This window comes from Acinetobacter lwoffii, assembly GCF_024129435.1.
Classification (GTDB): domain Bacteria; phylum Pseudomonadota; class Gammaproteobacteria; order Pseudomonadales; family Moraxellaceae; genus Acinetobacter; species Acinetobacter lwoffii_F.
Window position 1 is genome coordinate 173,246 of record NZ_JAMXXN010000003.1, and the last position, 15,169, is coordinate 188,414.

Genomic DNA, 15,169 nt, shown 5'->3' on the forward strand with positions numbered 1-15,169 from the left:
CAATAAAAAAGCACTTTCGGGTGCTTTTTTATTTATTTGATTTAAATTCGTTAATCAAATTTTGGATGAATTCAGGCGCTTTTGTAGAATCGGGCTACACAATAGAATCGCACAGAAAATCAGCCCCAGCCCAATCACGCTATAGAGGTCCGGAACTTCCTGCCAGAACAGAAAGCCCCACATGCCGGCAAAGAAAATCGCCACATAGTTGACCGGTCCAATCTGTCCTGCCGGAGCCAGCTTGTAGGCATTTGACATAAACAGTTGGCTGAAATTGGCCAGGATGCCGGCAGTAATCAGATAGCTGAGTTCTGTCAGGGTATAAGGTCGCCATAGCCAGAACATCGGAATCACTGAAATCAGGGTGCCAATAAAGCAGAAATAAAATACGATTTTTTCCGGAGACTCGGTTTTAGTCAGTGCCCGAACCGTGACAAACGCCATCGCCGCCAGAAAGCTGGCACTCAAACCAATGACTGACATCAGGTTAATTAAACCCGAATCTGGTTTGGCGACACAGAGTACCCCGATGAAACCAATCAGAGCCGCGACTAACATGCTTGGTGTGATTTTTTCCTTGAGAAATAGCCAGGCAATCAGTGGAATAAAAATCGGGGAAGAGTAGGTAAAGACCATGGCATTGGAGAGTTTTAAATGCGCGATGGCATAGAAAAAGCCGTACATGGCAGTCAGGCCGACCACTGCGCGCCAGGTGTGCATCCATAGTTTTTCAGTTTTGAAAAAAACAATGCCTTTATTGAAAATGAAGGGCAGGAAAATAAACAGCCCAACAAAATTGCGAAAGAAGACCACGGTGGCATTATCAACCGTTGCCGAGGCATAACGGATACACACGCCCATGACTGAAAAGAGAAAAGCAGAGCAGGTCAGTAACAGAATGGCTTTAAGCAGATGCGGAGCGGCTGGGGCAGACATGGAAAACAACTGAGCTAGAAGATCTGACGATATTCTAGCTGAAATGCTGTCGAGATTTACTGGCGTTGAGCAAGTTGTGCTTCAAGTAACTTAATCTGTTCCTCTTTCAGTTGAATCAACTGGTCGGCATCGCTATGCTGCGCATCCAGTGTGGCTTTTTGTTCATTGAGCTGAACTTGGATGTCATCTAATTTAGCCACTTCTTCTTTGGCAAAACTGGCATTCTCCGGCACCGGTGCATCTAACAGTTGATCTGATACCAGTGCTTTAGCTTCGATCGCCTCAGCTGCTTTGGCTGCAGCCGTATCTTCTTCAGTTTTCGCCGCAGGTTTTGCTGCCGGAACAGCCGCAATATCTTCCTGATGCATGCGTTCCGCTTCACCGGAAGAGGCATTCAACCACTGATATAGCAATACCAATACAACGACAGTAACTAAAGCCCCCATAATCCCCATTAAAAGTTTGGGGTTATTTCTTTGTTCTACTGACATAGCTTGAACCTTGATTTTTATTTTACTGAACGAGGTTTAAACTGAATCACGCCAACTTCATCTGGAACAGCTGGTGTTTCTGGTTGATCAACATGCGTGGGACGATTTTCTTCATAACCACATTCAATACATTCGATCCATTCATCTTCACCAGAGGTCAGCATGACGACGCGATCTAACGCCTGACATTTTGGACATTTTGCGCCTGCAATGAAACGACGTTTAATGGTCATCATACTCACCTTGTGATCAACTTAAAAAGCTAGTTTAAGCGTTTTTAGAGGGGTTCGTCCAACCTTGATGACGCAGCAATGCATCTATTTTTGGCTCGCGTCCGCGGAAATTGATAAATGCGTCAAGTGCTGTGTCTTTTCCGCCAACTGCGAGGATATTTTCCCGAAACTGCTTTCCGGTAGTGATATTAAAAATACCTTCATCTTCAAAGCGGTCGAAGGCATCACTGGCCAAAACTTCGGCCCATTTATAGGAATAATATCCCGCTGCATAACCACCGGCAAAAATATGACTGAAGCTGTGCTGGAAACGGTTATAGTCAGTCGTCGGTAGAACCGCATACTTTTCACGGATCTCATTCAGAATGGCCTGAACCTGCGCTGCATTTAAAGCGGGATTGGTACGATGAATACTGAGGTCAAACAGGGCAAATTCAAGCTGACGCAGGGTTTGCATGCCAGACTGGAAAAAACGTGCATTGAGTAAGGCTTTCAGCAACTCTGCCGGCAAGGATTCTTGAGTTTCAATGTGCTCGCTGAGCAGATCCAGACTTTCCTGATCCCAGGCCCAGAATTCCATAAACTGGCTTGGCAGTTCGACCGCATCCCAAGCCACGCCATGGGTACCTGCTACCGCAATATTGTCCACTTCTGTCAGCATATGATGCAGGCCATGACCAAATTCATGGAACAAGGTGATGACTTCATCATGGGTCAAGAGTGCAGGGCGATTGCCGACAGGTGGAGTAAAGTTACCGACCATATAGCAAATCGGTTTTTGCAGGCCATCAGTGGTCTGCATACGGGAACGGAAACCGCTCATCCAGGCACCGCCACGTTTGCCCTGGCGTGCATACAGGTCAAAATAGAAACCGCCAATCACCTGACCCTGATCTTCCAGTTCAAAATAACGTGCATCCGGATGCCATACAGGCGCTTCACGTTCAATCACCTGAATGCCATACAGACGATTCACAATACTGAACAGACCTTGCAGGATTTTCGGTGCAGGAAAGTAAGGTTTCAGCGCTTCCTGTGACAGGTTAAATTGCTGCATTTTCAGCTTTTCAGAATAATAGCCGCTGTCCCAAGGTTGCAGATCACGGATGCCATCTTCAGCAGCAATCGCTTTCAGTTCAGCAATTTCTTGCTCTGCCGGTGCGCGGGCATGTTCTGCCAGTTCATGCAAGAATTCATCTACTGCCTCTACACTTGGTGCCATTTTGCTGGCTAAGGACAATTCCGAATAATTATTAAAGCCCAGCAGTTTTGCCATTTCCAGACGCAGACTGAGAATTTCTTCGATCAATGCAGTATTGTCAAACTCGCTCTGTTCAGCCTGATCTGACGCACGCGTGGTGTAAGCTTTATAGAGTTCTTCACGCAGAGGACGATTTTCTGAATGGGTCATGATCGCCAGATAAGACGGGAAATCCAGCGTAGCCACCGGTTGATCCAGCTCGCGTTGCTGACCATATTGTTTTAACAGCTCAATATTACTTGAAGATAGACCCGCTAACTCATCTTCATTCAGCGGTCTGAAATAAGCTTGAGTCGCATCCAGCACATGGTTGGAGAAGTCGGAAGATAATTGGGATAGACGCGCAGAAATTTCCGCATAACGTTTTTTCGCTTCACCTTCCAAAGCCACCCCAGACAGTTTGAAATCACGTAAGGCCAGTTTAATGGCGCTTCGCTGCGCTGCCGGCAGTTCATTATAAATCGACGCATCATAAATATGCTGATAGGTCTGATAGAGCGCCGTATGTTGACCCAGTTGCGTATAGTATTCGCTAAGACCCGGTAAGAGTGCTTGATAGACATCACGGGTTTCGGCATTGTTCATCACGGCATTTAAATGTGACAGGATGCCCCAAGACTCACTCATATTGTTTTCAAGTGTGTCGACATGTTCAAGAGTAGCCAGCTGCTCCTGTACTGAAGTAGGTGTTTCGGTAAGTTCATTCAGGAACTTTTGCCCTTCAGCGATACAGCTTTCAATTTTTTGTTTTAGCTCAGCCAGCGTAATCTGATCAAATTGCGGAACAGGCAAAGTTGCCTTTTCTAAAGTCATGTCGGTCTGCCAAATTAATTTTCAGTGTTAGTTCTAGAAGTAAGGCTTCTTGATCGAGAAATCAAGCTTGACCGGTGATTTATTCTGAAGCAGGAGGTATCGAGATTTATTCAATCTCGTTCACAATGATGTCCAAGCTACTTTTACTAATGTTGAGTTATAGTTCAACTGATTGGTGTTGCTCGCTGAAACTCCGAAACAGATAGTTTAAGAATAGGCAGAATTCCATAGTCTGTTTCAAAGAAATAGGAAATATGTCTTTGCAGATTTTTGAATTTCACTGCTTGAGTGTAGATCAAAATAGGAGGCAGTTTTCCTGTCAGTTTTGTTTAGAAATAGGGAAGGTACCTGATCAGACTGATCTAAGTTGATGATTCGATGCGGTAAGTATTTTTACTCTAATCGTATTTATTCTGGATAAGGTTTAAAAGAAAAAAGAGCGCCGTAGCGCTCTTTTTAAACCATCAAAAATTATTCAGTCTTGGCTCTTGCATTCGACTTTTTCTTTTTGACCTTGGCCTTTTTCTTTACTTTATCTTTAACCTTTGCTTCAGACTTTCCTGCAGATGGTTTAGCAGACTTTTTACTGTAAGAGCTGGGTTTTCCTTTTCCTTTTTTGCGTCGTATGGGTTGTTCTCCATCGGCGCTCAAGTTGGATTTAGATTCACGTTCATTATTGCCAAACACTTCTTCTGTCGCTGCTGGACGTGATACTGGTTTTTTCTCACTCACGCGCGGTGCACGGGCACGAACTGCACGGCCGGCATGACTGAGTTGTTGCACCAGTTCAAAATCGATCTTACGTTCTTCCAGATTGACACCGGCAACCTTGATTTTGACTTCATCACCCAGACCAAAGACCTGACCACGGTTCTGGCCGATCAGATTCTGGCTGCTTTGATCAAAGACAAAGAAGTCATCACCTAGCTGGCTGACATGCACCATACCATCGACATACAGATCTTTTAACGTGACAAACAGGCCAAATTCTGCCGTTGCACTAATAATGCCGACAAATTCTTCGCCCAGATGCTGCTGCATATAATGACATTTCAACCAGGTCGTCACCGAGCGCGACGCTTCATCTGCACGACGTTCTGTGGCAGAGAAATGGTCACCAGCTTCATCTAAAGCACCGCCTGAAAGCGGAGATGGCTTGTTATTTAAATGTGCTTTGATTGCACGATGCAATAACAAATCCGGATAACGGCGAATTGGTGAAGTGAAATGTGTATAGGCTTCATAAGCCAGACCATAATGGCCTGCATTACTCGCACCATAGTAAGCCTGCATCATGGAGCGTAATAACACGGCATGAATACTTGGTGCATCAATCCGTTCTTTGGTCGCTTCAATCACCGCCTGATAATCTTTCTGAGTCGGCTGTTCCGGGAAATTCAAACCCAGCAGCTTGACGAAGTCACGGACTTTCTGGATACGTGAGAACTCAGGTGGCTCATGCACGCGGTACAACATTGGCATTTCATTTTTCAATGCATATTCTGCGGCTGCCACGTTGGCCAGCAACATACATTCTTCAATCAGCTTATGCGCATCATTACGGCTACGCGGCAAAATTTCTTTAATTCCGCCCAGTTCGTCGAAGGTCATGTAAGTTTCGACGGTTTCAAATTCCATGGCATGGCGTTCAGCACGTAAACCTTTAAGAACTTGATAAAGCTGGAACAGGGTGTTGATCGACTTGCGAACTTCACGGTCTTCGGTAATCGCCTGGCTGTCGCCTTCCAGATACTGTGCGACCTGATCATAGGTCAAACGTGCCTTGGAATGCATGACAGACGGATAGAACTCAAAACCGGTGACTCGGCCAGCACGTGACAGTTTTAAATCACAGACCATACATAGGCGGTCAACGTTCGGATTTAACGAACACAGGCCATTCGACAATGCTTCAGGCAGCATCGGTAAAACAAAGTGCGGGAAGTAGACTGACGTCCCGCGTTCCTGCGCTTCATCATCCAGCGGTTTGCCTGGACGCACATAATGGCTGACATCGGCAATGGCTACGACTACACGATAACCACCGCCGGGACGTTTTTCGGCATAAACGGCATCATCAAAGTCACGTGCATCTTCACCGTCAATAGTAACTAAGGCTAAATCACGCAGATCCACACGACATTCATGGTCTTTGGCCGTTGGTTCTTTAAAGCTCTCGGCTTCTTTAACAACTTCTTCCGGGAATTCATAAGGCAAACCATATTCTAAAATGGTTTGTGGAATGATGATTTCAGTATCGGCCTTGTCTGCCATGGACTGCACAATATGCCCAGTCGCGAATTCTTCACGGGTCGGATAGGTATCAATCGCCACACGAATCGAGTCACCCAGATTGACTTGGGCATGTTCAATCAGTTCTTTTTCAAGGGTAATTGGCTGATGTGCATTCGGGTTGGCTGGCTGGATAAAGTATTCACCATCATACTCTGACACTTTACCAATGATCTGTTTGACACGATGCTGCACAACTTCCGTAATGTAGCCCCAGGCCTTACCTTTACGGTCTACCGAAGTCTGACGCACTTTAACGCGGTCACCATTAAAGACCAGGCGCAGTTCACGCTCAGCCAATAATAGGTCGTCCTGGCCGGAAATGTTGGCAGTTCCCATCCCTCGGGAATTGATATAAACCGTCGCTTCGGATTCAGGTTGCTCGACGGCAATCTGAAACTTGTAGCCGTCTTTCATCAGTTGCCCGTCACGCACCATCGCAATTAAACGATGGCTCAGGGCATCAATACTTTTTTGATCTGCAATTTCAAAATGTTCGACCAGGTCTGCATGGGACTGGGCATTGTTCTTTTCGATGGTTTCTAAAATGAGCGTGCGGCTAGGGATAGGGTTGTCATAACGTTCGGCTTCAGCTTTTGCTTCAGGATCGACCCAGTTTTTCATCATGTCTTTAAATTTATCTTAGGAGATAGGTTTAGCATAAAACATGTGTGCGCAGACTGCACGTAAATGATTGCAATAATCCATTTAAGTTTTCAATTTTCTGTTAATTTTCGATAACTGGAAATTTATGCAGTTTTTTTGCCATCAAAATGCACGAAAAATCGAGGAATTGCTTAAAAAGTATTTAAACGAGCAAAAATATGCACTTTTTTTTGATGCTGCGCTTGCAGTGCCATGCCGAAATTTGTATTATGGCCGCACGTTACGGTGAGATGGGTGAGTGGCTGAAACCACGTCCCTGCTAAGGACGCATACGGGTAACTGTATCGAGGGTTCGAATCCCTCTCTCACCGCCACGCTTACTTATGTCGCGCGCTCATAGCTCAGCTGGATAGAGCACTTGGCTACGAACTAAGGGGTCGGGAGTTCGAATCTCTCTGAGCGCACCAAGTAAGTTAAGCAAAAAAACGTATTGCCAACCTAGGCACACAAGTTACGCGCTCATAGCTCAGCTGGATAGAGCACTTGGCTACGAACTAAGGGGTCGGGAGTTCGAATCTCTCTGAGCGCACCAACTTGAACAATTAACCGCACATGTTGCGGTTTTTTTGTGCCTAAAATTTACAGAAACACCAGACATCACGTGCTAAAAATAAGTCTCAGGCGAGTGAATAAAAATAAAGGCAGTCGTGATGAGAAAAATCATTGTCCAGGAGTTTTTGACCCTAGATGGTGTGATGCAGGGGCCCGGCGGCCCGGAAGAAGATCTATCTGGTGGTTTTCAATATGGTGGCTGGGTGGCACCGTATTTTAACGGGGAACCTGATCCGGCATTTGATTTCATTATGCAAAAATGGATGCAGCCCTCCGATATTCTTTTAGGGAAACATACTTTTCAGATTTTTGAATCTTACTGGCCCACACATACTGAAGACTGGCTGGGAATTAATGACGTCAATAAATATGTCCTTTCTACCAGTCTGGAGGATTCCGACTGGCAAAATACCCTTTTTCTGAAAAGCATTGATGAGGTAATCAAGCTTAAAGCATCAGGAGAGGGGGATATTCGAGTTTATGGCAGTGCTGCAGTGGTACAGGCGCTTTTTAAATATGAGCTTGTGGATGAACTTCGTCTGCTGACTTTTCCAATTATACTCGGTGTTGGCAAACGCCTGTTTAGCCATGAATCAATACCCGCCGCTTTTCAATTGATAGATCATCTGGCTAGCTCAAATGGTATTGTGTTTACGCATTATCAAAGAGCAGGAGCAGTAAAGACTGGAACAATAGGCGAGTGATAAAGAATACAAGGGTGACGGTCGTTTTATATTTAAATTCTATTCTGGCTAAATACTTGGTTGAGAATACTTAAGGCTGACCCATTGTGTGGTGCTGGAATTTTTCGGAAAATCCAGCTTTCTGGTTGAATTAATTAAGTGCTTTTAGCTCTAAATCCGCAGAAGTTTTCAGCAGAAAACTATAAATTCTGATACATCGTTTAATTACTGTACATTCAGTTGTGATTTTATTAAAAAACACTTAACAAGACTAAAAAAGCTCGTATAATGCACCCCATCAAGACGTCGCGCTCATAGCTCAGCTGGATAGAGCACTTGGCTACGAACTAAGGGGTCGGGAGTTCGAATCTCTCTGAGCGCACCAATCTTGATAAGAATTCTGAAAAAACCGCACAGTGATGCGGTTTTTTTACGTCTGTGATTTTTAACTATTTTTCATATAAAAAACCAATAACTCTCTGCTTCCTGCTCATCTTAATTTCTGCTGCACTTTCAGTGCATAAACGGTATTGCCACCTACCGCAGGTAAAACATCGTGATAGGGCATGCTGCGCATGGCTCTTAATAAGAATGGCGCCTGATCGTGAATCTTCATGCTGCTGGTAATTTGAAATAAGGTACCTTGTGACTGCGGCAATAAGCGCATGCCACCTTTCACAAACTTCAAGTCGCCACCATTAGCATTAAACTGGTTTTGCAGGGAATCAGGCTGGTAAAAACGCATCTTGAAGTTAAATGGAATCTGAATCACTCCTAAACCGACCGACACCTTATAGTTGGCATCTATATTCTGGGCATTGACCGGATTCAGTTCGACTTTCTTGATCTGCCGGGGGAAAAGCTGCTGGGTTGCTTCAGCTGCTAACCACGGCCGCAATTTTTCGACCGGATTCGGAAAATATTGATAGGTGCTGCTAAATCTTAAATTTTCTGAGAATTTTCCTTCTTTGATCAGATAGTTCGGCAAAATGAAACTGACCGGTTGCCCTGATTTTGGCTGATCTGGGCAATTTTTTGTAGCTGTTGAGGGTTCAATCTCAGTTGCGGAATCGGAGTTGCTAGTGCTGCTGTATGCTCGGTTTTAAAGCGTTGTTGTAGTGCTTCCAGCAGAAATGCATTGGTACTCGGCGGAATGCCGAGTTTGGCTTCAGGCAGCGCATTCAGGATTTTACTGAATAAAAAGCCTTTAGGCTGATTTAGGTCGCCCCATTGGGTGACAGTCACCAGCGTTTTATGCGGACCCAGTGCAAACCATTCCAGTTTTCCCGCACCATAGGGAATTGGCGCATCAATAATTAAAGTACTGATGCTGTTTTCACCCAGATGATGCTGCATCACTACAGTTTCTTTAAAGTTCAACACCGGAATTGGGGTCGGGATATGAACCTGATATTTAACCTGCTGAATCGAACCCTGCTGCTCCAGCACTTTGGCCGACTTTAAGGTCGGAAACAGGCCGACATAATTCGGATAATGGCGCAGCAATTTTTCAACTTGAGCTTCAGCCACAGGCAATACCACAGCCGCACTATAAAACTGTGTCTTGCTGGCTGCATTACTGTTTAAGGTAGGAAGCTGGGTTTTACTGGTTGGATGCGCATAAATCAGAATCCGCTCGCCGGTTAATTCTGCCAGTTGCTGGACATTGCCTTGATAAGCACTCAGACTGCTTGGTATTTCGGCATTCCAGGGAATAATCTTGGCCAGTGCTGGAGCAGAAACTGCCAAACAAACACCGATGAGCATGCATTGCTTTAATCCTTTCATTCAACATCCTGTTGTGTATTTTTTGTTTTAATTGCTATTTATTTAAAACCAAATGCACATATTTCCAAAGCAAAGTTATGTAATTGATGCGACAGGCCATAAGCGCTGTGGATATTTTGGTATAGTATTGGGCAAGATTTTATTTTTGATGTGATGCTATGACTGAGTCAGCACCGACTTTATCGACCCGTTATTTTCTGACTTTAGAAGAATCTCAGGATGGTTTTGCCTTGGCGACGTTTGGCAAGAAGCAGATTTCACGTTTTCTGACCCCTTTGGTCAGTATCGGGATCATCATCTGGGGTTTCTCGATGGGCTTTGATGGCGTTGGACGTTATTACGTGGCTTTGGGTGCATTCTTCCTGATCCTGCAAGGCATCATGCGTTACTGGTTCCTGCCGATGATGTTTAAACGCCAGTTTGTTAAATATCAGTTTGGTAAAAGCGAACAGGGTATTGATTTGTATCAGGACTATGCGGAAATTTTTACCAATGATCGTAGCAAGCTGGTGCCATATAGCGAAGTTCAGAATTTTGCTGTCGGTAAACTGACTTATATGCTGGAATTGAAAAACCGTACCGTCGTGATCGTACCGAAGCGTGCTTTTAAGGACGGCACTGAACAGAGTATGTTCGAGCATACATTTAAAAAATAATTCAGATATCTATAAAAGGAAAAGGGAAGTTTTGATCATGAGCACACGTCCATCCAAAATCGTTTGTGTGGGTCGCAGTTATGCCGATCATGCCAAAGAACTCGGCAATGCGATCCCTGATCGTCCGGTATTGTTTATTAAGCCTCCGAGTGCCTTAAGTTCGCTTGAAGCAGGCATTGAGTGGAATCTGGAATGGGGCAATTGTCATTATGAATGTGAATTGAGTTTGCGTATTGACCGGACTTTAAGCAAAGAAAGCGATCCTGTGAAAGCACTTGAAGCTGTAGGTGCGGTAACTTTAGGTCTGGACTTAACTTTGCGTGATTTACAGGATGATCTCAAGAAAAAAGGCCAGCCTTGGGAACGTGCCAAAGCCTTTGATGGTTCTTGTTTGTTGTTGGACTGGGTGCCTGTCGCCGATGTAGTCACTGACTGGAAAGATGTGCATTACACACTCGAAGTCAATGATGAACTGCGTCAAAAAGGTGATACTGCGTTATTGATTTTTGATATTGCGACCTTGTTGGCTGATATCAGTCAGGTCTTTACTTTGGAAGAAGGTGATGTAGTGATGACCGGTACACCGGCAGGCGTTGCGGCATTGTATTCAGGCGATCAACTGAAAATGACGCTGAAGGGTCAGTCTCAGGATTATGTCTGGACGACTTTTGTGAAATAACCAAGATTTTGAATCATAGGAGCCTATTGGCTCCTTTTTCATATACATAATTTTAATCATTAACAGTATAACGCTTGCGAAACTGATCTGGGGTGGCTCCCATCCAGCGTTTAAACATGCTGATAAATGCCGAGGCATTGGCATAGCCCAGATCAAAGGCAATGCTCTCGACACTATGCGCCGCATTTAATAAAGACATGGCCTGCATCACTTTCAGGCGTTGCCGCCATTCATGCAGTGACATTCCTAGTTCTTTCTGACTATATCGCGCTAACGTCCGCTCGGTTAAATTGACGCGTTCGGCCAGTTGTTGCAGCGAGCTTTGATCTGCCGGATGCTGATGTAAATAATCTAAAATCTGTTTCAGCAATGCGTGTTCTGAATGCGGTAGATAACTGCTGACCAGTTGGGCTTGCTGGAGCTGATCGAGCAGCACCTGTAGCAGACGCTGATATTCAGCTGAATTCTCGAGTGCTGGATGATCTTGATGATGCAGTTGTTTCAGGTGGGTAAATAAAGCAGTGACCAGAGGCGCACTGAGCAAGATACCCGGTTGAGTAGGGAGTTGGCTGCATAGTGATTCATGCACATACAGGGTGCCATGAGAAACCGCAGTACGGTTCAGACCACGATGCTCTAAATTCGGTGGAAGCCAGATGCCGTGAGGTGAAGGTGTCACATAATTTATATGATTAATATTCACTTCCATCACGCCATGAAAAGCATAGACAAATTCTCCCCAGGCATGGCCATGCAGAGGATAAACAGATTGCGCGGGATCCTCCCTGAAGCTGATCCACAAAGGTGCTTGAATCAGATCATGAGTCGGAAGTTGCTTGAGCGAAGCTGAATCTGCTTGAATTTTTTTATGCATCACCGAAATTGCCTGAATAACACCATCATTTGTCTGTTTTGGAGTATATCTTTTATTTCTGACACTTTTATAGTGTACTTTCCAAATGAGCAACAGGACCGTATGTGAGCCAGCGTCAGGCGTTAGATGCTAAAGCATCTGCCATCATGTTTGTATTGTGTATGTTGTGGGGTTTACAACAGGTGGTATTGAAATGGGCCGCCAGTGATATTTCAGCCCTGATGCAAATTGCCTTGCGTTCAGCCTTATCTGCGCTGATGGTTTATCCCCTGATTCAGCAGAGCGTGCGCCGTCAACTCTGGAATGCACGCTATTTACCTGCAGGATTACTAGTCGGTGTGTTGTTTGCAACCGAATTCTATCTGATTGGTGAGGCACTGCGTTATACCTCAGCCTCGCATACTATTGTTTTACTTTATACCGCGCCGATTTTTGTGGCTTTGGGTTTACACTGGAAATTGCCGGCAGAGCGTTTGTCTTCTGTGCAATGGGGCGGAATATTTCTTGCCTTTAGCGGAATTGTAGTCAGTTTTCTGTTACGTCCACAGACAGAATCAACTTTACAAACTGATGCCTTGTGGGGAGATTTTCTGGCTTTGCTTGGCGGCGTATTCTGGGCAGCCACCACAGTCAGTGTACGTCTGAGCCGGCTGGCTGAAGCACCTGCAACCCAGACTTTGTTCTATCAATTATTGATAGGTGGAATCCTGTTATTGCCTCTGGCTGTTCTGACTGGACAAGCAGCCATTCAATGGACAGTGTTGTCTATTTCCAGTCTGGTTTTTCATACCGTACTGATTTCCTTTGCCAGTTATCTGATCTGGTTCTGGATGCTGAAACATTATCTGGCATCACGTCTGGGCGTATTTTCCTTTTTGACCCCTGTATTCGGCATGCTGTTCGGGGTGCTGATTCTGGATGAACATATCGAAATCAATTTTATTATCGGCACCTGTATGGTGATGTTGGGCGTGATTCTGGTGAGTTTGCAGGGATGGCTGAAAAAACCGAATATCAATAAAACTATTCAAGAGCAAGTATGAAAAACTGGTCTGTAAATTTAGCGACCTGGATTGGCCTGTCTTCCATTCTGATCTGGGCCAGTCTAGTCGCTGTAGTGAAACTGATTACTGAATCCACCAGTGCAGTGCAGGGGATTGCTTTAATTTATAGTTTTAGCAGTCTGGCGATTTTGGCATTCACGGGTTTCCCAAAAATCAAGCAAATGTCCAAGCGCTATCTGTTCGGTTGTGGCGCTTTATTTGTGGCTTATGAGATTCTATTTCTGGTTGCCGTGGCATGGTCAGATAATCGTGAACAAGTGATGCTGATTGCCATGATCAATTATCTGTGGCCACCCTTGATGATTGTTTTTTCGATTTTTGCCCGGCAGTTGCAGGCCCACCTCTGGGTGATTCCCGGCTTTCTGCTCGCCGTAATGGGACTGATGCTGGTGGTCAATCCAGAAATCACTAATCTGCCGAAGTTTATGCAGGCTTTAGCTGAAAATCTTTGGGCCTATGGCTTTGCCTTTCTCGGCGCTTTGTTATGGCCTTGCTACTGCGTTCTAACTAGGACCTATGGCCGCGGACAAAATGGTGTACCGATTTTCTTTTTGGTCGCTGTAATTAGCTTATGGTTCTTACATTTAGGATTAAACGAACCTTTTATCATGCCCACATTCAAGCTATGGTTGGGAATTGCAGTGGTGGGTAGTCTGATTGGCATCGCCTATAGTAACTGGAATCAGAGTATGCAGTTCGGCAATATCAAGGTGCTGATTTTAGCCACCTATTTTATGCCGATTCTTTCTTCGGTCATGTCAATGCTGATTCTGGATGTCAGACCCGAACTCAGTTTTTGGATCGGGACGGGTTTGGTGACTGCAGGCGCTATAGTCTGCTGGAAATCTACCGCTATCAGTTAAAAAAATCCTCTCAAGCGAGAGGATTTTTTTATTTATGTCGGAACAGTTCGGACAATGGAAAATTGAGTTTTTCTTCCAGATATTGATCGGTTTCCTGTAATCTAGGTGAGAAATTTTGCATCCAGATGTCATCAGTCTGGGCATTGGTGAGATGGTTTTTGCGTGGCAGTGGATAGGGTAATTGCAGATAAAAATTCCAGAAGCTGACCTGATCCAGATCACGAACCAGCACATATTCATTTTCATCGGTACGTTTGATCAAATTCTGCTTTTCAAACATGGCGACATAGCTCGGCCAGCGTCCAATTTCATCCCGGCCTAAGACCTCAAGTGCTTGGGCTTCACTGATGCTTTCACCAGTTTTCTGCTTTTTATAAAATAATTCTAACAGATCCAGCAGCATGACGATGGGATGGCGTTTATTGTCCTGCCCAGATTCAAACGCCGTCAGGGCATAGCTGATTTCAACCCCCAATAACACAATAATCCACGACAGATAAATCCAGAGCAGGAAAATCGGTACGGCGGCGAATGCGCCATAGACAATTTCATAACTGGTGAAGTTTGACATGATATAGCCGAACAGGTTTTTCAACAGCTCAAACACCACGGCACTAAACAGACCGGCAATAAAGGCAGATTTAAGCGGTACACTGCGATTCGGGATGGTCCAGTTCAAAATGAAAAATCCGAGTACAGTCAAAGAAAAGGAAATCGCCCAGAGGACAAAAGCGCCATCAAGCTCATAACCGGCAAAGTTATTGCTGAGAATGCTCATGGATGCCACGGTCGAAGAAATCACAAATGCACTGCCGAGTAAAATCGGCCCGAGCGAAATGATGGTCCAGTAACGCATAAAGCCCATAATTCCGCCCCGCGTTTCAGTCACGCGCCAAATGCGGTTAAACACCGTTTCGATACTGCTGAGCATCAATACTGTCGTCACAAACAAGAACAGAATACCAATGATGGTGAGATTGCTGGATTTATCGGTAAAGGCATTCAGGGCCTTATCAAAGGCAATGGTGGTTTTGGGTAAAAAATTACTATAAATCAGCTGCTGTAATTGCTGCCGCGCAGGTTCTAGGGCTTTAATGGAAGAAATAATCACCAGAAAAACCGTCAGCATCGGCACTACGGCGAACAGGGTGGTATAGGTCAGGGAACCTGCCTGTTCGCGACAGCGGTCTGTTTCAAAGCGTCGAAGTACAAATAAAACAAATTGAAACCAGTGTTTTTCATAGAAAGGTAATTTCTTTAAATACTTAACAATCATCTGCATCCAATCTCAATTTTTTTAATCATCATGAATTTTCAC

The 15,169-nt window shown here is 44.8% G+C and carries 12 protein-coding genes, 4 tRNA genes and 1 pseudogene; 9 read left to right on the forward strand and 8 right to left on the reverse strand.

Going from position 1 to position 15,169, the window contains the following annotated elements; genetic code table 11:
- Positions 1–54: 54 nt before the first annotated feature.
- The 5 genes from NI455_RS03360 to rnr form a co-directional block, all read right to left on the reverse strand.
- Positions 55–936, reverse strand: a complete 882-nt coding sequence (locus tag NI455_RS03360) for a DMT family transporter (RefSeq protein WP_253112398.1) — start codon at positions 934–936, stop codon at positions 55–57.
- Positions 937–992: 56 nt separating this feature from the next.
- Positions 993–1,427, reverse strand: coding sequence for a restriction endonuclease subunit S domain-containing protein (locus NI455_RS03365; RefSeq protein WP_253112400.1), 435 nt, complete (start codon positions 1,425–1,427; stop codon positions 993–995).
- 17 nt (positions 1,428–1,444) lie between these two features.
- Positions 1,445–1,654: a YheV family putative zinc ribbon protein gene (locus tag NI455_RS03370; RefSeq protein ID WP_171054337.1), complete on the reverse strand. Its 210-nt coding sequence runs from the start codon at positions 1,652–1,654 to the stop codon at positions 1,445–1,447.
- 40 nt (positions 1,655–1,694) lie between these two features.
- A complete protein-coding gene (locus NI455_RS03375; RefSeq protein WP_253112445.1) occupies positions 1,695–3,749 on the reverse strand; it encodes a M3 family metallopeptidase in 2,055 nt (684 codons plus the stop codon).
- A 456-nt stretch (positions 3,750–4,205) separates the two neighbouring features.
- Positions 4,206–6,653 carry a ribonuclease R gene (rnr, locus tag NI455_RS03380; RefSeq protein WP_253112401.1) on the reverse strand — a complete coding sequence of 816 codons (2,448 nt, stop codon included), beginning with the start codon at positions 6,651–6,653 and terminating at the stop codon, positions 4,206–4,208.
- A gap of 263 nt (positions 6,654–6,916) precedes the next feature.
- Here rnr and NI455_RS03385 point away from each other — a divergent pair.
- From NI455_RS03385 to NI455_RS03405, 5 genes are all read left to right on the forward strand, one after another.
- Positions 6,917–7,006: transfer RNA gene (locus NI455_RS03385), tRNA-Ser, on the forward strand.
- 16 nt (positions 7,007–7,022) lie between these two features.
- Positions 7,023–7,099: transfer RNA gene (locus NI455_RS03390), tRNA-Arg, on the forward strand.
- Positions 7,100–7,147: 48 nt separating this feature from the next.
- Positions 7,148–7,224: transfer RNA gene (locus NI455_RS03395), tRNA-Arg, on the forward strand.
- Between the two features lie 118 nt (positions 7,225–7,342).
- On the forward strand, positions 7,343–7,948 hold the full coding sequence (locus NI455_RS03400; RefSeq protein ID WP_004645078.1) for a dihydrofolate reductase family protein: 606 nt from the start codon (positions 7,343–7,345) through the stop codon (positions 7,946–7,948).
- Positions 7,949–8,235: 287 nt separating this feature from the next.
- A tRNA-Arg gene (locus tag NI455_RS03405) sits at positions 8,236–8,312 on the forward strand.
- Between the two features lie 105 nt (positions 8,313–8,417).
- Here NI455_RS03405 and NI455_RS03410 read toward each other — a convergent pair.
- A pseudogene (locus NI455_RS03410) lies at positions 8,418–9,715 on the reverse strand (SRPBCC family protein).
- A gap of 158 nt (positions 9,716–9,873) precedes the next feature.
- Between NI455_RS03410 and NI455_RS03415 the strand changes: the two are divergent.
- Together NI455_RS03415 and NI455_RS03420 are read left to right on the forward strand one after the other, a co-directional pair.
- Positions 9,874–10,371 carry a YcxB family protein gene (locus tag NI455_RS03415; RefSeq protein ID WP_004281456.1) on the forward strand — a complete coding sequence of 166 codons (498 nt, stop codon included), beginning with the start codon at positions 9,874–9,876 and terminating at the stop codon, positions 10,369–10,371.
- A gap of 37 nt (positions 10,372–10,408) precedes the next feature.
- Positions 10,409–11,050: a fumarylacetoacetate hydrolase family protein gene (locus tag NI455_RS03420; protein ID WP_253112403.1), complete on the forward strand. Its 642-nt coding sequence runs from the start codon at positions 10,409–10,411 to the stop codon at positions 11,048–11,050.
- A gap of 52 nt (positions 11,051–11,102) precedes the next feature.
- On the opposite strand, the gene NI455_RS03425 is transcribed toward NI455_RS03420, so the two are convergent.
- The gene (locus tag NI455_RS03425; protein ID WP_253112404.1) at positions 11,103–11,924 is read right to left on the reverse strand and encodes an AraC family transcriptional regulator; all 822 of its coding nucleotides are present in this window, start codon (positions 11,922–11,924) and stop codon (positions 11,103–11,105) included.
- A gap of 104 nt (positions 11,925–12,028) precedes the next feature.
- Here NI455_RS03425 and NI455_RS03430 point away from each other — a divergent pair, with 104 nt between their 5' ends.
- Both NI455_RS03430 and yddG read left to right on the forward strand, forming a co-directional pair.
- The gene (locus tag NI455_RS03430) at positions 12,029–12,967 is read left to right on the forward strand and encodes a DMT family transporter (protein ID WP_253112406.1); all 939 of its coding nucleotides are present in this window, start codon (positions 12,029–12,031) and stop codon (positions 12,965–12,967) included.
- Positions 12,964–13,851, forward strand: a complete 888-nt coding sequence (gene yddG / locus NI455_RS03435) for an aromatic amino acid DMT transporter YddG (protein ID WP_253112408.1) — start codon at positions 12,964–12,966, stop codon at positions 13,849–13,851. The genes NI455_RS03430 and yddG overlap by 4 nt, the downstream gene beginning before the upstream one ends.
- A gap of 28 nt (positions 13,852–13,879) precedes the next feature.
- Here the strand turns inward: yddG and NI455_RS03440 are convergent, their stop codons facing one another.
- On the reverse strand, positions 13,880–15,127 hold the full coding sequence (locus tag NI455_RS03440; protein WP_004281448.1) for a YihY family inner membrane protein: 1,248 nt from the start codon (positions 15,125–15,127) through the stop codon (positions 13,880–13,882).
- Between the last annotated feature and the right edge of the window lie 42 nt (positions 15,128–15,169).